The organism is Klebsiella sp. K47 (assembly GCF_051858335.1).
In the GTDB taxonomy this organism is placed as follows: domain Bacteria; phylum Pseudomonadota; class Gammaproteobacteria; order Enterobacterales; family Enterobacteriaceae; genus Klebsiella; species Klebsiella pneumoniae.
In genome coordinates this window covers 75,497-95,086 of sequence record NZ_JBPYUI010000003.1, presented here as the reverse complement: position 1 = coordinate 95,086, position 19,590 = coordinate 75,497, and the positions used below count along the sequence as shown (strand labels likewise).

19 protein-coding genes are annotated in these 19,590 nt (G+C 54.7%); 12 read left to right on the top strand and 7 right to left on the bottom strand.

The features are described 5' to 3' along the window. Position 1: 1 nt before the first annotated feature. Positions 2 to 1,222 (bottom strand): phosphoglycerate transport regulator PgtC, encoded by a 1,221-nt coding sequence (pgtC, locus tag RRF55_RS03705; protein ID WP_032415673.1) that lies wholly within the window; start codon positions 1,220 to 1,222, stop codon positions 2 to 4. A gap of 405 nt (positions 1,223 to 1,627) precedes the next feature. Here pgtC and pgtP point away from each other — a divergent pair, with 405 nt between their 5' ends. Next, positions 1,628 to 3,019: a phosphoglycerate transporter PgtP gene (gene pgtP / locus RRF55_RS03700; protein ID WP_023282591.1), complete on the top strand. Its 1,392-nt coding sequence runs from the start codon at positions 1,628 to 1,630 to the stop codon at positions 3,017 to 3,019. Positions 3,020 to 3,155: 136 nt separating this feature from the next. On the opposite strand, the gene lysM is transcribed toward pgtP, so the two are convergent. Continuing rightward, positions 3,156 to 3,605, bottom strand: coding sequence for a peptidoglycan-binding protein LysM (gene lysM, locus RRF55_RS03695; protein ID WP_002904908.1), 450 nt, complete (start codon positions 3,603 to 3,605; stop codon positions 3,156 to 3,158). Between the two features lie 454 nt (positions 3,606 to 4,059). On the opposite strand from lysM, the gene RRF55_RS03690 reads away from it, so the two are divergent. After that, the gene (locus RRF55_RS03690; RefSeq protein ID WP_023316868.1) at positions 4,060 to 4,932 is read left to right on the top strand and encodes an alpha/beta hydrolase family protein; all 873 of its coding nucleotides are present in this window, start codon (positions 4,060 to 4,062) and stop codon (positions 4,930 to 4,932) included. A gap of 52 nt (positions 4,933 to 4,984) precedes the next feature. On the opposite strand, the gene RRF55_RS03685 is transcribed toward RRF55_RS03690, so the two are convergent. Together RRF55_RS03685 and RRF55_RS03680 are read right to left on the bottom strand one after the other, a co-directional pair. Continuing rightward, positions 4,985 to 5,629, bottom strand: coding sequence for a TenA family protein (locus tag RRF55_RS03685; protein WP_004199912.1), 645 nt, complete (start codon positions 5,627 to 5,629; stop codon positions 4,985 to 4,987). Further along, positions 5,629 to 6,474: a BtpA/SgcQ family protein gene (locus RRF55_RS03680; RefSeq protein ID WP_099663900.1), complete on the bottom strand. Its 846-nt coding sequence runs from the start codon at positions 6,472 to 6,474 to the stop codon at positions 5,629 to 5,631. The genes RRF55_RS03685 and RRF55_RS03680 overlap by 1 nt, the downstream gene beginning before the upstream one ends. Positions 6,475 to 6,500: 26 nt before the next feature. Between RRF55_RS03680 and RRF55_RS03675 the strand changes: the two genes are divergently transcribed. After that, on the top strand, positions 6,501 to 7,373 hold the full coding sequence (locus tag RRF55_RS03675) for a PfkB family carbohydrate kinase (protein WP_439419088.1): 873 nt from the start codon (positions 6,501 to 6,503) through the stop codon (positions 7,371 to 7,373). 1 nt (position 7,374) lies between these two features. Here the strand turns inward: RRF55_RS03675 and RRF55_RS03670 are convergent, their stop codons facing one another. Further along, entirely contained in the window at positions 7,375 to 8,328 is a 954-nt protein-coding gene (locus tag RRF55_RS03670) for an ABC transporter substrate-binding protein (protein WP_004176159.1), read from the bottom strand. Between the two features lie 346 nt (positions 8,329 to 8,674). Between RRF55_RS03670 and RRF55_RS03665 the strand changes: the two genes are divergently transcribed. The 7 genes from RRF55_RS03665 to RRF55_RS03635 all read left to right on the top strand — a co-directional run bounded on the left by RRF55_RS03665 (position 8,675) and on the right by RRF55_RS03635 (position 15,380). Next, a complete protein-coding gene (locus tag RRF55_RS03665) occupies positions 8,675 to 9,697 on the top strand; it encodes a LacI family DNA-binding transcriptional regulator (RefSeq protein ID WP_032414938.1) in 1,023 nt (340 codons plus the stop codon). Positions 9,698 to 10,077: 380 nt separating this feature from the next. After that, complete coding sequence (locus RRF55_RS03660; protein ID WP_004198552.1) at positions 10,078 to 10,824, top strand: ATP-binding cassette domain-containing protein; 747 nt, start codon at positions 10,078 to 10,080, stop codon at positions 10,822 to 10,824. A gap of 18 nt (positions 10,825 to 10,842) precedes the next feature. Next, positions 10,843 to 11,844: an ABC transporter permease gene (locus RRF55_RS03655; protein ID WP_002904978.1), complete on the top strand. Its 1,002-nt coding sequence runs from the start codon at positions 10,843 to 10,845 to the stop codon at positions 11,842 to 11,844. Positions 11,845 to 11,847: 3 nt separating this feature from the next. After that, positions 11,848 to 12,927, top strand: coding sequence for a phosphotriesterase family protein (locus RRF55_RS03650; protein ID WP_004176149.1), 1,080 nt, complete (start codon positions 11,848 to 11,850; stop codon positions 12,925 to 12,927). A gap of 14 nt (positions 12,928 to 12,941) precedes the next feature. Then, entirely contained in the window at positions 12,942 to 13,697 is a 756-nt protein-coding gene (locus tag RRF55_RS03645; RefSeq protein ID WP_002904983.1) for a glutamine amidotransferase, read from the top strand. After that, complete coding sequence (locus RRF55_RS03640) at positions 13,697 to 14,839, top strand: M20 family metallopeptidase (RefSeq protein ID WP_004199916.1); 1,143 nt, start codon at positions 13,697 to 13,699, stop codon at positions 14,837 to 14,839. Before RRF55_RS03645 ends, RRF55_RS03640 begins: the two co-directional genes overlap by 1 nt. 112 nt (positions 14,840 to 14,951) lie before the next feature. Further along, the gene (locus RRF55_RS03635; protein WP_130974848.1) at positions 14,952 to 15,380 is read left to right on the top strand and encodes a cell envelope integrity protein TolA; all 429 of its coding nucleotides are present in this window, start codon (positions 14,952 to 14,954) and stop codon (positions 15,378 to 15,380) included. 104 nt (positions 15,381 to 15,484) lie between these two features. Here RRF55_RS03635 and ahlK read toward each other — a convergent pair whose 3' ends face one another. Further along, positions 15,485 to 16,279 carry an N-acyl homoserine lactonase AhlK gene (gene ahlK / locus RRF55_RS03630; RefSeq protein WP_004218740.1) on the bottom strand — a complete coding sequence of 265 codons (795 nt, stop codon included), beginning with the start codon at positions 16,277 to 16,279 and terminating at the stop codon, positions 15,485 to 15,487. 160 nt (positions 16,280 to 16,439) lie between these two features. Here ahlK and RRF55_RS03625 point away from each other — a divergent pair, with 160 nt between their 5' ends. Then, positions 16,440 to 17,327, top strand: coding sequence for a LysR family transcriptional regulator (locus RRF55_RS03625; protein WP_021462539.1), 888 nt, complete (start codon positions 16,440 to 16,442; stop codon positions 17,325 to 17,327). A gap of 41 nt (positions 17,328 to 17,368) precedes the next feature. Here the strand turns inward: RRF55_RS03625 and RRF55_RS03620 are convergent, their stop codons facing one another. After that, positions 17,369 to 18,271, bottom strand: coding sequence for a LysR family transcriptional regulator (locus RRF55_RS03620; protein WP_004176143.1), 903 nt, complete (start codon positions 18,269 to 18,271; stop codon positions 17,369 to 17,371). 103 nt (positions 18,272 to 18,374) lie between these two features. On the opposite strand from RRF55_RS03620, the gene RRF55_RS03615 reads away from it, so the two are divergent. Continuing rightward, a complete protein-coding gene (locus RRF55_RS03615; protein WP_094315990.1) occupies positions 18,375 to 19,583 on the top strand; it encodes an MFS transporter in 1,209 nt (402 codons plus the stop codon). Positions 19,584 to 19,590: the final 7 nt, after the last annotated feature.

The window sequence follows — 19,590 nt, the reverse complement described above, 5'->3', positions numbered from 1 at the left end:
GTCATTTCAGTTCTTCCAGTTTAGTAATCGCCTGCCGCTGGTTGTTGAGAAACCAGAGCTGCCACTCCATCATCTGCTGTTCCGCAAAACTTTTGTTGTCGAACTGAGCCAGCCAGGCTTCATCCTCGCTGCTGGCCGGATCCACCGGGACACGGGTGAGCAGCGCCCGTATCTCGGGCAGCGGACGCTTAAGACGGACCTCCGCGCTATGCAGCGCTCGCCAGGCGTCTTTGAGCTGGGCAAGACGAAAGCTAATCGCCGTATCAAACATCCGCTGAACCAAACGCTGACGTTTGAGGATCAATCGATAGTTTAATGGCGGTTGATTCATCAGCATCGCCTGCTGCGCCGCCCGTGGATTGCCTGGCGCCAGCGGTGTTACCGGATACTTCCCGGTATTAGCGTCGGCGAGGATCGTCTGGCCCTCCGGACTTAACAGATAGCGAATAAACCGCCGCGCTTCGCTGGCGTGCTGGCTGTTTTTAAGCACTGCGACATAGGTCGGCGAAACCGCCGACTGAGGGAAATAGCTAAAAGCCAGGTGCGGATCGTTCAGTAGCAGATTGGCGTAATTATCAATCACCGGACCAGCCACGCCCAGGCCGCTTTTAATCTTATCTGCCACCCCAAAGCTACGGGATGAAATGGTCACGAGGTTTCCCGCTGTCGTCAACAGCGTTTCCCATCCTTTAATCCAGCCTTTTTGTTGCAGCAGCGACTCCACCATCAGATGGTTGGTATCCGAACGCGACGGACTGCTCATCAGCAGCGCCCCCTGATAACGGGGATCGGTCAGGTCATCCCAGTCCGCTGGCGCAGGCAGATGCCGGGTCATCAGTGCCGAGCGATTCATCAGCAAACCGAACCCGGAGATCGCCACGGCCACGGAGGTGGAGCGAATGGATTCCGGCACCAGATGTTGGCTGACTGCCGGCGCACCGCTGAACGGCGCCAGTTTTTGATGCTCCTGAAGATGCTGCAGCAGCATCGGCGACGAAGTCAGGATCAGATCGACATTTTCGGCATTTGCCGTATCAAGCAACTGTTCCAGCGAGGCGCTGGTGCGGTTGAGCGTCCTTATCATCACCGACCCCGGCTCTTGCTGCCAGCGATCGATAATCCACACGGTGGCGCTGGGAGAAAATGTCGTTGCCATCACCAGCTCATTGCCTTGCGCCGCACAGGGTCTCAGCCATGCGGTCAGCAGCAGCAGCGCGAACATTTTGCCCATTATCCTGACCCCACGAAGAAATATGTTTGTGATCCCGTTCATAAATATTGAAATATCGTAAAAACCGCGTTGAGACAAAACTTACCCGTTTATGACATCTGGTGAATTAATCGCCGCGAGCGAAAAAATAGTCAAACGGGCGTCCGGGAATATCGGGAAAGATTACCAGATAATGATTAGGCAATTTGTTAGTGTCCGCACAAGCCGGACATAAAACCAGCGCAAAATTAATTTCGCAAAATCTCGCTCATGCCAGATGGGTCAAAAACAACCCGTCCCTGCATTATTTTGAGTCAATTTTGACTCATTTCGACGATTTGAATTTTTTAGCCGCTTATTTCACCCTTCGGGGTAATTACTCCTGATGTTCATATCAATATAAATACAGGTGACGACATGTTATCATTATTAAAAAAAGGCCCGTCGGCGAATAAAGTTCCTGCTGAGAAAATTCAGGCAACCTATGGTCGATACCGTATGCAGGCGCTGCTAAGCGTATTTCTGGGATACCTGGCGTACTATATCGTGCGCAATAACTTCACCTTATCCACGCCCTATCTGAAAGAACAGTTAGACCTCAGCGCCACGCAGATCGGTTTGCTCAGCAGCTGTATGCTCATCGCCTACGGGATCAGTAAAGGCGTAATGAGCAGCCTCGCGGATAAAGCCAGCCCGAAAGTCTTTATGGCCTGTGGCCTGGTGCTGTGCGCTATCGTCAACGTCGGGTTAGGATTCAGTACCGCATTCTGGGTCTTCGCTGCGCTGGTTGTCCTGAACGGCCTGTTTCAGGGTATGGGGGTCGGCCCCTCTTTTATTACTATTGCGAACTGGTTCCCGCGCCGTGAGCGTGGCCGCGTAGGGGCGTTCTGGAACATTTCCCATAACGTCGGCGGCGGAATTGTCGCCCCGATCGTCGGCGCCGCATTCGCCATTCTCGGCACCGAGCACTGGCAGAGCGCCAGTTACATTGTACCGGCCTGCGTGGCGGTGGTATTCGCCATTAGCGTACTGGTGCTGGGTAAGGGTTCGCCGCGCGAGGAAGGTCTGCCTTCGCTGGCAGAGATGATGCCGGAAGAGAAAGTGGTGCTGAAGACCAAACACGGCCAGAAAGCGCCGGAGAACATGAGCGCATTTCAGATCTTCTGTACCTACGTACTGCGTAACAAAAACGCCTGGTATGTCTCCTTTGTGGATGTGTTTGTCTATATGGTGCGTTTCGGCATGATCAGCTGGCTGCCAATTTACCTGCTGACGGTGAAACATTTTTCCAAAGAACAAATGAGCGTCGCATTCCTGTTTTTTGAGTGGGCGGCGATTCCGTCTACTCTGCTGGCCGGCTGGCTCTCCGACAAGCTGTTTAAAGGGCGCCGGATGCCGTTAGCCATAATCTGTATGACGCTAATCTTCATCTGTCTGATCGGCTACTGGAAAAGCGAATCGCTACTGATGGTCACGGTATTCGCGGCGATTGTGGGCTGCCTTATTTATGTCCCGCAGTTTCTGGCCTCGGTCCAGACCATGGAAATCGTCCCCAGCTTTGCCGTCGGTTCAGCCGTGGGTCTGCGCGGATTTATGAGCTATATCTTTGGCGCATCGTTAGGCACCAGCCTGTTCGGCGTAATGGTCGATAAAATGGGCTGGCACGGCGGGTTCTATCTGCTGATGGGCGGGATCCTCTGCTGCATACTCTTCTGCTACCTCTCTCATCGCGGCGCGCTGGAACTTGAGCAACAGCGTAAAATCACCGAGCAGGAAGAGGCCCGACTGGCACTGGCTGACGCACAGTAAGCGCCTGAACCCGGGGGAACAAAGAGCCAGCTTGCTGGCTCTTTTGCCGTTGATAGAGGAATAGATGTCCGCGGCGGCTTCCGACAGCGGTATAAAGCAAGTATTCCTGCCATCACTGATGTTGCTGCTGAGTGGCCTACTTCGCCGGGATAATCAGCACCTGACCCGGATAGATTTTGTCGGGATGGGTCAGCATCGGTTTATTGGCTTCAAAAATGCGTTGATACTCATTGGCCGAGCCATACATCGCTTTTGAGATTGCGCTCAGAGTGTCACCAGATTTGACCGTGTAAAAACGACTTTCCGCCCCGCTTTGCGTCACCTTAACGCCGTCACTGACCTGGCCTACGCCAGTGACATTCCCGACCGCAACCAGAATTTTTTCCTTATCCTCCTGCGAAGCGACATCACCAGTGACCGTTGCGGTGCCATCTTCCGCAACATCAATATTGACCTTTTCGGCGCCAGGCAGATTAAGTCCATCGATATGTTTTTTCAGCTTTTCAGCCCGATCTTCTTTACTGTCGCCGGAGACGGCATCCCATATTTTCTCGCCCGCTTCTTTCACAAAATTTAATAATCCCATCTTTCCATACCTCCACGACGGTTACATGATCACATCATCATCGGACCCGTTGATCCAATGTCAGGGGGGCTGGTTTTGCTACCCGCCCTCGCGTCAACAGCCTGAAGCAGCACAAGCTGCCATCAAAGTATAATCAATAAGCGACTAAGTGCAGGATATTTGCCCCGCTACGGCAGGAAAGTCTGTATTCCGGCAAGGTGACACGAAACTAAAGCGGACATTATCCCCCCTAACACAAGGCACCTGGCGCAGAGGCTGATTGATTGTGAAATGATATGGGACCTTAAATGGCAGGCTGGGAGTTGGCACCCCGCCTGAGGGCTCCTGATTCTGGTCGCCAATGCTTTCAGGACGTTTTTCTTACTGAGATCGTCTCAAAAACATTCGCTGATTTCTGACGCAGCAGCTACAGTAAATCCAGGTTAAACTGGTATGACCACACAAGGCGAGACTCATGGAATCTGTCATCATCCCCGTAAGCCAGGGCGGCTTTGTCGCCGCCACGCTCTGGCAAAGACACAAAGCCAAAGCATTGGTGATCGTTCACCCGGCGACGGCCGTTGTACAGGGATTTTATAAAGGATTCGCTGAATACCTTTATAAAAGGGGGTTTAGTGTCATTACTTATGATTACCGGGGCACTGGTCTTTCGAAGTCCGGGAGAGTCCGTCACAACAAAAACACCATGTCCGACTGGATCGAGCAGGACGTTGGATGCATCACCGCGTGGGCGAAAGCCCGAGCCCCTGGCCTTACCCTGCTGGCGATTGGGCACAGTATTGGCGGGCATGCCGTGCTGTTATCTTCCGCCTCCACCGACCTGCGAGCCGCCGTCATGATTGCCTCACACGCAGGCGTGACAAGCACTATCAGCCAAACGAAGGAAAAGCTGCGAGTATGGTGTTTACTGCGCGTTTTGGGGCCGGCACTTTGCCGGCTCTTTGGGTATATGCCAGCCAGACGTCTCGGGCTGGGTGAAGATTTACCGGCTCCGGCGATGCTTCAGTGGGGACGCTGGAGCGCGATGCCTGAATATTTCTATGACGACCCGGAGTGGGATGCGCGTCAGCGGGCAGGAAAGATAACCTTACCTATTCTGGTGTTGGGTTTTGATGACGACCCTTGGGCTAATACAGAAGCCATCTCACGCCTGCTTGCTCCAGCGCAAAACGCAAAAATAGAACGCCGTGAAATACGGCGGGCGGATTACGGACTTTCATCCATTGGTCATATGGGCTTCTTTCGTACCCGGAATGCGGAGAAATTATGGCCCCTCGTCGCACAATGGCTGGAGAGACATTGCCCGGATAAGAGGCGGACGACCTGAGCAATATTTCAGGAGACGCCGCTTCCGGCGCCTCCTGTTCTTCACCTCGCGGCTACTCCTCGTACGCCGCGTGATGGAAATCAATTTCCCACTGCAGCACCTCGCCGTAAAGCGCCGATAACGCCTGCTTTTCGTTTTCGCTCAGCGCCATGGCGCAGCGGTCGAGTTCGTTTTTTAGCCAGAGAGCCTGCTGATAAAATTCGTCCTCAGCGTGCATTTCCACCCAGCGTCGTAAATCAGCATCGCTCTGATAATGTTCGCTCGCCCGTCGGCACCAGAAATAGTACATCCATTCCGCACCGAACATCAGGGTCACAATCTGCTCATAGCTGCCCTCGTGGGCGGTCCGCAGCATACCGTCGCGAAAGCGCCGTACCCCGGGCAAATCATCCGGGTACTCAGCGGGATCGATCTGCCGTGCTGACAACACCTGTTCAAACCACGCGATCTGTATATCAACCAGGGCATTCAGCACGCCAATCAGCCAGCGCTGCTGTTGAATACCCGGCGCTTTGCTGACCCCGAGGGCAAAAATCGCGATTGCCGTCGCGACAAAGTTGCCCTCAAACACCAGATAGCGGTTGAAGACGACTGTCGGCAGACGATCCTGTTCGATATCAGTCACAAACGGGTGCTGCTGCATCGCCTGCCACGCCGGTTGATGTTCGCGCAGCAGGCGTTCGCTAAACGCTTCCATTATGCCTCCTCCAGCGCGGCCTGCGCGACCGACATAAAATGTTTCACCCGGGCCAGCTCAACATCGTTCCACCAGACGCCATCGACCTTCATTGTACTGGCCACAATGACCCCCTGAGTCCGCCCGAGGATCTGCTTCACGTTAGCCGGTGTCACCCCGGAGCCCACCAGGAGCGGTAGTTCCGTCGCCGCGCGGATCTCGTCAATTTCCGCCATCGTGGCGCTATCGCCCGTACGCTGGCCGGTGGCGATCACCGCGTCAGCCTCGAAGAAATCGACATCGCGCGTCAGTTCCTGAATCGAACGATCGGCGACAATGGCATGGCTACCGTGCTTAACGTGGCTATCGGCAAAAACGCGAATATGTTCAGCGCGCAGCATACTGCGGTAGCGCAGCGCCTTAGCGGCCGCCCCTTCTATAAATCCTTCGTTGGCGATATAGGCGTTGGCCCACTGGTTTACGCGGACGAAATCGGCGCCTCCCGCCAGGGCGATCGCCATTGCCGGGATCGCCGCGTTAGCCAGAACGTTAATGCCCAGCGGCACAGCAAAACGTTCACGAACTTTCACGGTAATGACCGCCATCAGCGCGGAGGTTTCATGGCCGATATCCTCAGGTTTAGAGAAAGGAATATCGCCATGATTTTCAATAATCAGACCATGAACACCGCCTGAAATATAATTTTCAGCATCGCGAAGCGCACGTTCAACAATATCCGAGACTGATTTTCCTCGATATTTTGGCGAGCCAGGAAATGGGTCGCAATGAATAACACCAATAACAGCCTTGCTTCGTGAAAAAATAGCTTGTATTGCATTCGTTTTTTCTGCTGAGATAGCAACCATCTTATCCATCCTGTTAAGGGAACACTATGCGTGTTTACGTTACTGGTAATATTACCGTAGATGAAACCTGGTCCATTCCGGATATACCGAAAAAAGGAGCCTCCATTCACGGCGTTAAAGTGTCGCAGGATATCGGCGGTAAAGGCGCGAACCAGGCGATTATATTATCCCGCTGCGGAATAGAGACGCGTTTAATTGCCGCCACGGGAAATGACAGCAACGGCGCGTGGATCCGCCAGCAGATAAAAAATGAACCACTGATGCTACTACCCGACGGCCATTTCAATCAACATAGCGATACCTCGATTATTTTAAATAGCGCTGATGGCGACAACGCCATCATTACCACTACGGCGGCGGCCGATACATTCAGCCTGGATGAAATGATTCCGCATATGGCGGATGCCGTCGCTGGCGATATTCTGCTACAGCAGGGCAATTTCTCCCTCGATAAAACGCGGGCGCTGTTCCAGTACGCCAGAAGCCGCGGCATGACGACGGTATTCAACCCCTCACCTGTCAATCCTGACTTTTGCCATCTGTGGCCCCTCATCGACATCGCGGTGGTCAATGAATCCGAGGCCGAGCTGCTCCAGCCATACGGGGTGAAAACCTTAGTGATTACCCAGGGCGCCGCAGGCGCCTGGCTGGTCCAGGAGGGCCAGCGTCAGTTTTGTCCCGCCGTGCCCGCCGAGGCGCTTGATACTACCGGCGCGGGCGACACGTTCCTCGCCGTCATGTTGGCCTCCGCCCTGCTGCGCGTCGTCGCGCCGGATGCGCTGGCGCTGGCGCACGCCAGTCGCGCTGCCGCCATTACGGTTAGCCGCCGGGGGACGCTCAGCGCGTTTCCCGGCAGCCGTGAGCTCGCCGCCCTGTTAACCACGGACGGGGCGCGCTGACCTACTTAAACAGCGGACGGTATGAATCGACGTTCGCTTTGGTTACCACCGTCGCCGGAACCAGAATGGTTTTCGGCACGGTTTTACCCGACGTGATGCTGTTCAGCGCATTCAGGGCTTCGGCGCCCATCTTTTCCGGGTCCTGCTGCAGTACGGCGGTGACGTAGCCGCCGTCAATACCGGAAATCGCCTTCGCCGTCAGATCCCAGCCAAAGACTTTAATATCCTTCTGCCGCCCCTGGTTTTCTACGGCGGCGATAGCGCCGAGCAGCGCGGGTTCGCCGGTGGCATAAATCGCTGTCAGATCCGGATTACCGGTGATCAGGTTTTCCGCCGCGGTCATCGCTTTATCCTGCACATTCTGCCCGTCGACCACGTTAGCGATAGTAATCTTCGGATTGCTTTTCAGCGTCTCTTCGAACCCTTTCTGCCGCTGGTTCTGAATGGCCGAATTCAGCGCGCCGACTATACCCAGTCGCGCCTGGCCGCCCATCTCTTTCTGCACGTAGTCCACGAAGTATTGACCGATAATTCTGCCGCCTTCAATATTATCAACGCCGACCTGAGCTGCCTGTGGCCCGGCCGGTAATACGGCATCAATCGCAATCACCGGAATGTTTGCGGCGGCGGCTTCTTTAACCGCTGGCATGATCCCGTTAACGTCGATAGCAGCAACCAGAATGCCTTTAACGCCTTGCTGAATATAGTTTTCTATCGCGTCGTTTTGCGCCACGGGATTATCGTTAGAGTTAAAAATAACTAAATCCTTGCCACTGGCTTTGGCCGCATCCTGTGCGCCTTTATTCATCAGATTAAAGAACAGCGCCTGTTGGTTGATTTGTACCAGCGCATAAGTCGGACCGGCAGCGCTGGCGGCAGAAATAAAACTCATGGATGCCAGCATGGTCGTGGCGACAGCAAGGAAACGCAGTTTTCCGGTGTGAAATAACATCATCAGTATCCTCGTCGGGAATAGTTGATAGCCAGCAGAGTTCCGCGCCGCATGCGAACGCAGAAGGATTATTTTTTTTGGCGGGCAAATATCGTCTATATCGCCAGAACAATCATTGAACGTTCGGCGGATACCTGCTTAATGTCATCCCGGCAACCGGTCCGTGTCGGTGCGCGACTGGAATAACTTAAACGGGGTTGGGAATGACTTCCCGGATAATGCGGTAAACTGCCTATACAATTCTCTGCTGATTAAAATTTGTCAAGCATTTATTTTTGGTGATTGTTCGCAGAGAAATTGCTGTATCCACCGCGCTTAACTATGTTACAGATAGCCGATTCTGGCACAAATGGCGCAGGAAATGAGTATAAAACGTGTATTGTTATCCGATGTGGCAAAGCTGGCCGGGCTGTCGAAGGCGACCCTGTCGCGCTATATGAACAACAGTATTGTGCTGCCGCAGGACACCATCGACCGCATCGAAACCGCCATTCGCGAACTGGACTATCGCGGCAATAGCCTGGCACGCCGTCTTAGCAAAGGCGGCAGCGAAACGCTTGGCCTGGTGCTTCCCGATATTACCAACCCCTTCTTTGCCGAACTGGCCGACGCAGCCGAAGAGGCCGCTTCTGCCAGCGGCTACAGCCTGGTGCTGTGTATCACCCGCAACAACCCGGAAAAAGAGTGCCAGTTCATTCGCTGGCTGGATACCTGCCAGGTCGACGGTCTGCTGTTCACCACCAACCGCCCCGATAATGGCCTGCTGCGCAAGGAAGTCCAGCGTCACGAACGGATTGTCCTGCTGGATGAAGATATTCCCGGCAGTAAGGTACCGAAAGTGTTTGCCGATAACGTCCAGGGCGGGCGGATCGCCACCGAAAAACTGATCGCCGCCGGGCATCGCCATATCGCTTTCGTCGGTGGCCCGGACAAGCTGATGAGCGTCCGCGAGCGCTATCAGGGCTTTTGCACCGCGATGGAGCAAGCGGGCCTGAGCTGGTCGCCCGAATGGGTGATGTATGGCGACTACCAGCGCGAGTTTGGCCAGCAAGCGTTGCGGTACCTGTTCAGCCAACAGGTTCGCCCTACCGCCGTCTTCGCTGCCAGCGACTATCTGGTGCTCGGTCTGCTCGACGGCTTGCGCGCCAGTGGGCTCCAGGCGCCAGAGGCGCTATCGTTAGTGGGCTTCGATGACGCCAACTATGCCGATTTTACCCAGCCGCGGATCTCCACTATCCGTCAGCCCGCCCGCGAACTGGGCCGCACTGCGGTGAACATCATGATGCGCCTGCTAAACGACGATCCGGATATCCCTGCGGAAACCCGCCTGCCGGTTGAATGGATTGGCCGCGACTCGATCAAGATTTGTTAAGCCCGTCCCAAAATGGCGCAAAAGCGCCCGCTTTTGGCGCAAAAAACGATCAATTAACAATTTATTCACTATAATCAGTAAACCGGTTTACCGGATTGTATTCAATTAAGTGTATTGAATACATAAGGTTAAGTTACAGGGCTGCTGTGTGGTTACTGCCCTGGCACGGATGCTGCAATGTTCTTACTGGCGAACAAATATCTTACATAGCGTTTGTCCTGACTGCACTGGCGAGTGCTCTGGTCCGCAGGTAAACCGGTTTACTAGATTGTAAACCGTGTCGGATAGAGTCTCTCCCGCAGGATGGCGAACATTTTCCCGGCCACAGCGATGGGAGTTATCAGATGCAGCAGCCACAAACTACCCCGCCAAGGGTAGAGATGATCAATATCACCAAGACCTACGGGTCGATACGCTCATTGCGCGGAGTCAACCTTGAGCTGGCCCCGGGCGAAGTGCTGGGCTTAGTGGGCGATAACGGCGCGGGGAAATCCACCTTGACCAAAGTGCTCTCTGGCGCGGTGATCCCCTCCAGCGGCACGATTCGTATCGACGGTGAACAGCAACAGTTTACGAATCCGGCCGATTCACGCCGTTGCCATATCGAGATGGTCTACCAGGATCTGTCGCTCTGTGACACGGTCGATGTCGCGGGCAATCTGTTTATGGGCCGTGAGCCGATGAAATCGGTCCTCGGCATCCCCTTTCTCGACGAGGCCAAAATGCACGCCGATGCCAGAGAGATGCTTAAAGGGCTCGGGATCTCCATTCCGGATACCCGGCTGCTGGTGCGAAATCTCTCCGGCGGCCAGCGCCAGGCTATAGCCATCGCCCGCGCCGCGGCCTTTGACCCGAAAGTGCTGATTATGGATGAACCCACCGCCGCGCTGGCCGTCGCGGAAGTTGAAGCGGTTCTGGAGCTCATTCGCCGCGTTTCCGCTCGCGGGGTGAGCGTGATTCTGATTACCCACCGCCTGCAGGACCTGTTCCTGGTCTGCGACCGGATCATGGTGATGTATGAAGGTACCAACGTCGCCGACAGACGGGTGTCCGACACCAGCCTGAGCGATATCGTTAACCTGATTGTGGGCGAAAAATTCACCGCCCGCTCTGCGGCAGCACATTGAGGTAACAGGATGAGTATCATGAATTTAAGCAGCTCACGCATGATCCAGCATTCGCTGCCGCGCCGCCTGCTGCATAACCATTCAGGCGTAGTCAGCATCGCGCTCTTTTTCGTCTTCTGCTGCGTGGTGTTTTCGCTGATCACCAGCAACTTTCTCACCGGCACCAACTGGCTCAACATTATCCGTCAGAGCGCCCCGCTGCTGATCGTCGCGACGGCAATGACTCTGGTCATTACCACCGGCGGTATCGATCTGTCGGTAGGCTCCACCCTGGCGCTGGTCGGCGCGCTCTCCGCTATCGCCCTGAATAGCTGGGGTCTGCCGTGGCCGGTGGTACTCCTCGGCGGCCTGCTGCTAGGCGGATTCGTTGGCGCCATCAACGGCTTCTTTATTGCCTATGAAGGCATTCCGGCGTTTATCGTCACGCTCGCCACCCTGGCCGTAGTTCGCGGCATCGCGCTGCTGGTCACCCAGGGCTACTCGATTCCGGTGCCGGCTGACAGCCTGTTTACCTTTATCGGACGCGCGTGGGTCGTCGGGATCCCCATGCCCGCACTGCTCGGCATTCTGATTCTGCTGATCGGGCATATCGTTCTCAACCATATGCGCTTTGGCCGCTACGTGACCGCCATCGGCGCTAACGCCGAAGGCGCGCGGCGCAGCGGCATTAACACCAAAGCGGTCACCATGAAGGTCTATATCATCAGCGGAATGGCCGCCGCGCTGGCGGGGATGATCATTACCGCACGCCTCGGCAGCGGCTCCTCCAACCAGGGCGAAGGCTTTGAACTGCAGGTCATTGCTGCCGTTGTGCTAGGCAGCACCAGTCTGTTTGGCGGCTTCGGAACTATTATTGGCACGCTGCTGGGCGCACTGTCGATTGCGGTCATTCAGAACGGGCTGATCCTGTCGCATATTTCGCCGTTTTACACCCAGATAGCCACCGGCACCATTATCCTGCTGGCTATCTGGCTGAACACCCGCATTCTCAACCCGACGCGCTCCGCGGCAAAAGGATAGCTGATGAAAGGATCAATTTTTCGCCATCCCTCCCCGCTGCCGGTTGGCGTTAGCAGCGGTTATGTAATGACTGTGCTTGGCCCACTGCCGATTAACGAAATGGGCGTTACTCTGATGCATGAGCATATTCTGCTGGATGCCTCCGGCAAATGGGTGCCGCCCTGCTGCTGCAGCGATCGCCATCTTGCCGAAATGCCGGTGAAAATGGAAAACCTTGGCGAACTGTCGCTCAACCCGCTGATGAGCCGCGATAACTGTCAGCTGTTTGATGTCGACGTTGCGATTGACGAGCTGACTAAATATCGCGCCCTTGGCGGAGAAACGGTAGTCGACCCGACCAATATCGGCATTGGCCGCGATCCGAAAGCGCTGGCGCGCATCGCGCGGCTGACCGGTCTGAACATCATTATGGGTACCGGGCTCTATCTGGAACCTTCGCACCCTGAGTGGGTAAAAATCAGCAGCGTCGAACAGCTGACCGAACGGCTGATTTACGATCTTGGCGGCGCGGAGGAGAAACCGGAGGTGCTCGCCGGGCTCATCGGCGAAATCGGTATCTCCAGCCGCTTTACGCCGGATGAGGAGAAATCCCTGCGCGCTGCGGGTCGGGCCAGCGCCGCGACCGGCGTGCCGATCGAGGTCCATCTGCCCGGCTGGGAGCGGCTGGGCCATCGGGTGCTGGATATTCTCGAGCAGGAAGGCGCCGATTTACGCCATACCGTGCTGTGCCATATGAATCCCAGCTTTGCCGATAAGCGCTACCAGCGCGAACTGGCGCAGCGCGGGGCGTTTCTCGAATACGACATGATTGGCATGAGCTATTACTACGCCGACGAGTCGGCGCAGTCGCCCTCCGACGAGGAGAACGCCCGCGCGATCCGCGAGCTGATTGACGACGGCTACATCCAGCAAATTCTGCTGTCGCAGGACGTCTTCCTGAAAACCATGCTCACCCGCTACGGCGGCCACGGTTATGGCTACATACTCAAGCATTTTGTTCCCCGTCTGCGGCGCCACGGCGTCAGCGGCGAACAACTTGAAACCTTAATGATTGGAAACCCCCAGCGGGTCTTTGGCGGATAAAAGGAAACGTCATCATGCAGAAAAAAATCTTACTGGTCGGTGAGTCCTGGACCAGCACGTCAACGCACGTTAAAGGCTTCGACCAGTTTGCCACCGCCACCTGGCACACCGGCGCAACGGACTTTCTGGCCGCGCTCGCCGACAGTCCCTATGCCATTACCTATATGCCCGCCCACGCGGCGGCGACCGACTTTCCGCTGACGCTGGAAGCGCTGCAGGAGTGGGATGCGATTATTCTCTCGGACATTGGCGCCAATACGCTGCTGCTGCATCCGGACACCTGGCTGAAGAGCCGCCGAACCGCCAACCGTTTAACGCTCCTGCATGATTACGTGGCCGGCGGGGGGGCGCTGATGATGATCGGCGGCTATTACAGCTTCCAGGGAATCAACGGCGGCGCGCGCTACCGCCATACCGAGGTGGAGAAAGTGCTGCCGGTACGCTGCCTGGCCTGGGACGATCGCATTGAAACCCCGGAAGGCTGCTATGCCGAAGTGACGGAGTCTCACCCCCTGTTTAACGATATTCCGGGCGAATGGCCGTGGCTGCTGGGCTATAACGAAGTTGAAATGCACCCGGAAGGCAAACTGCTGGCGACCGTGGCCGGTACCGGTCATCCGCTGTTGGCTGTTCGCGAATATCAGCAGGGACGCTCGCTGGTGTGGACCAGCGACATGTCGGCGCACTGGCTGCCGGAAGAGTTTGCCAAATGGCCCGGCTATCGCCAGCTGTGGATTAACTGCCTCGACTGGCTGACGGAACGCCGCTGATGACCGCGACTCTTGAGCTCGCCCGGCAGCTGCTGGGCTTTAACACCATCAACCCGCCGGGCAGCGAAGCCGACTGCATGCGGTTCTTCGCCGACTGGCTTGATGATAGCGGTTTTGAGGTTTCGCTGTCGTCGTTCGGCGAAGGACGCTGCAATCTTATCGCCAGCCTGCCCGGGGCGAAGAGCGGTAAACCGCTGGCCTTTACCGGACATCTGGATACCGTCCCGCTGGGAAATGCCCGCTGGCAGTACGATCCTTTCGGCTCGCAGATGGAAGACGGGCGTCTTTATGGCCGCGGATCCAGCGATATGAAAGCGGCGATAGCGGCGTTTGCCGTCGCCTGTGTTCATCAGCGGGAAGCGATCCTCGCCGGACGCGGCGCGGTATTGCTGATAACCGGCGGAGAAGAGACCGGCTGCGACGGCGCGCGGGCGCTGATCGCCTCCGCAACGTTGCCGGAGGTGGGCGCGCTGATCGTCGGTGAACCCACCGCCAACTATCCGGTTATCGGCCATAAAGGCGCGCTCTGGCTACGCTGCGAAACGCGGGGGAAAACCGCCCACGGCGCGATGCCGGAGCTGGGGATCAATGCTATTTATCTTGCGGCGGATGCGTTGGGTAAGATTCAGCATTTTTCGCCAGGCGCGCCGCATCCGCTAATGAAGCAACCCACCCTCAACGTCGGACGCATAGAAGGCGGACTCAATATTAATTCCGTACCGGACCGCACGCGTTTTGATGTCGATATCCGCAGCGCGCCCAATTTACAGCACGCCACTATCCGGGAGCGCTTGACGACGCTGCTTGGCGAAAGCGTCACCGTCTCCACGCTGGTCGACCTGCCCGCCGTCCTCAGCCGGGAGGATCATGCGTGGATTAAGCAGGTTTATCAACGCTGTCAGCCGCTGCACGCTGAGCCGATTGCGCCGCGCGTGGTGCCCTACTTTACCGACGCCTCGCTGCTGCTGCCTGCATTGGGCGATCCGCCCTGTATTATTCTCGGCCCCGGCGAGCCGTCGATGGCGCATCAAACCGACGAATACTGCCTGCTCAGCCGACTGGCGGAGGCCGAACAGCTATACGGTGACATCATTCGCGACTGGATGGCATCACCGCCCGCGACGAAAGTAAAAAATGAGTGACACTGTCACTGAAAGCGCGTGCCATGCAATTCAGCGTTTGAATAATATCGCGGAATAACAGAGGATAACCGCCTCGTACACGACGGTATCACCACCAGCAAGGAGGCTTAGCATGTCCGTGAAAACCAACGCTGTGCTCGTTTGCACCCTCTCTTTACTCCTTTCCGCCTGCTCGGGTCGTGCTTCTGCGCCGGGCAGCGCCGAAGACGCTAAAATATCGGCTGAAGTGGATAAGATACTTCGCGATTATCAAACGGGTTCCGATACTTCACCCCAGGCCAATGCCTCACGCTATATGGCACGGATCCAGGCGGCTATCTTCGCTAACATAGACCAGCCGGCCTCCTGGCAAGGGCAAAAATGCTCGGTGCGCTTTATGCTGCAGCGTGACGGGACGGTGCAGGATCCAACGGTCGAGAGCGGCGATCGGCCATTCTGCGCGCAGGTGATGTCCGCGCTGAAAAAAGCCAACATCCCGCCCGCGCCGGACGAAAAAACCTATCAAACCTTCAGTCATGTCGTGCTGGACGTGAAGCCCTGAGCTTGCCCGCAGAAATGGCCCCGGCCATCACCAGGGCCATTTCGAACAAGATAAGCTGACAGCCCTGCTTAACAGACGCTTTTTGGCGATCAGCGAGGAATGATTCAATAGTAACAGGCTGGCGCAAGCCTGTTTTTTTTCCATTCTTCAGGATCGTGGCCGGGTATGAATACCGCATGATATCGCTCGGTAAGCTGACGCAGCTTTCGCACAGACTGAGCGACATCAGTAGCAGACGTCATTAGCCCCGGGAGCGCCTTCTCATGGTAATGATCTAAGGTATAAGCCGCATCAATCGCTAGCGTAAAATTTGTACCACCCGGTAAGCGGATAAGAAAAGATTGATGGCCCGGTGAATGCCCTGGGGTGAAAATACATTGTAACGTGCCATCACCGTAAAGGTCATAGTGATCATCGGACAACCCGTTCAGAAATAGCCAGTTAAGTTGGGGACGATCGAAATCGCGTCGGCAATAGGCTCCCGAAGTAAACCAGTCAGGGGCAAAGGCATATTCATACTCTTGCCTCTGGACAACATGCGTAGCATGGGGGAAGCGACCAATTGCTCCCGTATGATCAGAGTGCAAATGGGACAGGACCACATAGCGGATATCCTCAGGAGCAATGCCAATCCTCTTAAGTTGTTCCACGCAACCCTGTTCTTCTGACATCACCGGTTTAAACTGCTCTACAGCACTTCCCCAATAACCGCTGGGATCTTTCAATCCTTCGACAGCCAGACCGCCGTCAATCAGCGTAAACCCATCCGGATGGGTCAGCAGAAACCAGGGGACAGGGATCTCATAATGCTCTCCCACGCCCTGATTCATCCGGATATGCTGATATCGACAATGCTGTGTTCCTGACTGGAACATGAAAAGCTTTATCTCTGGCATCATTATTTTCCACTAATAAATCAATTAAATAGATTGAAATTTAGCCTGACTCAGGCCTTGAGTCTGGATTTTTCATCATTTCGCAGTAAAGCAGTAGATACCTGTCCCCACTTACATTTATCGGTAAAGCCAATATAATTGGTGAATGGATCTCTTCTCAGCAATGCGCATATTTATCAGGGTGGTTGAACGGGGCAGCATGTCGGCTGCAGCCCGCGATCTCGGTATTGGCCAGCCCGCCGTGAGTGAAAGAATAGAAAAACTGGAAGCTCATCTTGGGACACGTTTGCTTAGGCGCAACACGCGTAACATGTCTCTAACGCAAAGCGGTAACGTGTTTTATGAGCGAAGCAAAACGGCCGTTCAGGCGGCAGAGCATGCTCTTTCTGTGAATGAGGAAAATCAGGGGCTGCAAGGCAAAATCCGTATTGCCGCGCCCTATTCCGCCGGAGAAAGCCTGCTGATGCCTGCATTGTTGCAGCTTCAGAACGAGCATCCGGAGCTACAGGTCGATGTCATTTTTAACGACCGCGTCATCAATCCCGTCACCGAGGGGGTCGATTTATCGCTGAGATTAGGTGATGTCTCCGAAGGTTTTTTTGTCGCACGCCCGCTTGGCACCGTGCGCAGAGTGTTACTCGCCTCTCCGGCTCTGCTGGCGAAAATGGGTCATCCTGACACGCCGGATGCGCTGACAGATTATCCATTTGCTGCTGTTTCCGGTGTATTCGCCAGTAATCGCATTCAATTGGTCGCTTCCGAAGATCAACTCATTAATGTTCCCGTCAATATTCAATTTCAGTCCACGCACTGGCGGAGTGTCCTCTCCTGGTTATTAGCGGGACATGCCATTGGTGTTTTGCAAAGTCCGGTTTGCAGAAAAGAAATGGCAGACGGCGCGCTCATCCCCCTCTTAAGCCACTATCCGATCCCGCCATTTAGTGCCTGGTTGCTCCATCCACCAGCTGGGATGATGTCGTATGAAACGCGAATTTGTGCCTCCCTGCTGGAGGGCTATATCAGAGATTTGTTGCTTGAGCCGGCCGGCTGAATAAAACAGCGCTGCCCTGGCGCGCTGAAGATGGCCTCTTGTTAATGACTCAATCTCTGATGCATGAAATCAATAAGCGCTCTTGTTTTTGCCGGCAAGTAACGCCGATCTGAATACAGAGCGAACAATTGCAAGGGGGCTGCCGATTGTTCAAATTCAATCTCGATTAACCGCCCATCATCAATATAGGGTTGGCAGGCTTGTTTCGACAGGATGGCAAAACCGACACCTGAGATGGCCGCTCGCCCTGCCATCTCTCCGCTGTTGACCCGATAACGACCGTTAACCTTGATCGTCTCGAATCCGCCCTTTTTATTCACAAACTGCCAGGGAGCGCCTTTAAGCGCATTCACCGTTGTAATACAGGGTAACTCTTCAAATTGCTGTATTCGAGAAGGCGTGCCATAACGCTGGATGACGGAGGGGGCCGCAACGATGGTGCAAGGGATCGTCACCAGATGACGGGCGATGTAGTCACTGTCATCCATCTGACCACGGCTAACAATGACAGCTAAATCCAGATCATCTCGCAGGGATTCATAACCCGACAAATTTGTGACGCAACTCATCTCCAGATCCGGATGCTGACAGGCGAAATCAGCAACAACAGAGCCCAGCAATACAGGACCGATTTCATTGGGAATACAGATACGTAATGGCCCCTTGAATTGCATTTGTCGCAACGTTAATTCGGTTTCAGTTTGCTCAAGTGCTTCCAGTAATGGCTTCGCCCGGGTATAGAGTAGATGCCCAGCCTGTGTGAGCTTCATATGTCGGGTACTGCGCTCAATGAGCTGAAGGTTCAGTTTGTCTTCTAACTGAGAAATGCAACGGCTCACATTTGATGTCGGCATTTCCAGGGCTTTCGATGCCCCGACAAAACTGTCTCTTTCCACCACAGCAATGAAGATTTTCAGCGCATTAAAGTCAAGAACTGGCCGCATCAACTATCCCACATATGATAATAATGAGTGCCATTTTTACCATCTAATCGACAAGTTTGATAGCAGTTAAGCTAGGATATCTTTCATCCACAGGTCGCTTGCTATGCCACTGGTCACCACAACATTTAATCAAAAGACGCTCATTCGGATTGCTATGGTAATCGCTTTTGTCCAGTTTACTAATGCGCTGGAATATATGATGTTCAGCCCTGTTTTTACATTTATGGCTGCAGATTTCACTGTTCCCGTCACCTTCTCAGGCTATGTATCCGGTATGTACACATCTGGAGCCGTCCTGTCGGGAATTATCGCCTTTTACTGGATTGATCGTTGCAATAAGAAGCATTTTTTAATCGCTAATATGGTACTGCTAGCCATGGCGACACTGTTGACGACATTCACTACCAGTTTTCCTCTTCTTCTTACATTGCGCTTCTTCGCAGGACTGGTTGGCGGTACGACAATGGCTGTGGGGATCACTATTTTGATAAACCACACACCGGCTGACTTGCGCGGAAAAATGTTGGCGACGGTGATTGCGTCATTTTCGATGGTCAGCATCGTGGGGATGCCCGCTGTACTATTTTTGTGTACTCATTACGGTTGGCATGTCGCGTTGTGGTTAATTTGTACACTGTGTTGGTTGGCATTGCCACTGATCGTCTCCATCATCCCTCAGGATCCCGTCACTTTCGACACGTCCCACGCGCTGCCCCTCGATGTAGATACTTTACTGTTTGCTTCCGGTAATGCGCTGGTACAGTTTAGTCCAATGCTGATCATTCCTGTCCTGGCGCCATTAATGACGCAGCTGTTGGGGGCTTCTCAAGGTCTGCTGCCCTGGTTGTTCTTCGGCGGGGGCCTGGCGGGGTATCTGTCTACCAGAATGACAGGCGCATTAACCTCCCGTGTTTCTGCTTTGAGTTTGGCGACCGGGTCGACCCTCGTTTTTATCCTGAGCTTACTGATACCCGTGATGGGCTATCCGCATCCAGCGCTATTTATTACGTTATTTCTCGGCGCAGCTTACAGTCGTCTGGTGTCATCGTCGGCGGTGACGATTCAGTTTCCTGATAACAAGCAACGAGCGGGATTCTCTTCATTACAGACATCCATGATGTATCTGATGACAACTGCCGCATTTTTCCTGTCTGCTTTTTTGTTACCCGACCATCGCATGGCGCTACAAAATATGGATACGCTGTTGGCGGTATGTGCAATTACCGCATCAGGAACCCCAATTATTGTCATCGTTTTGCAAAAGAAACTGGCTAAACGTACGTTCGAGCCCGATCGTTTCACCACTGAGTAGTACTCCG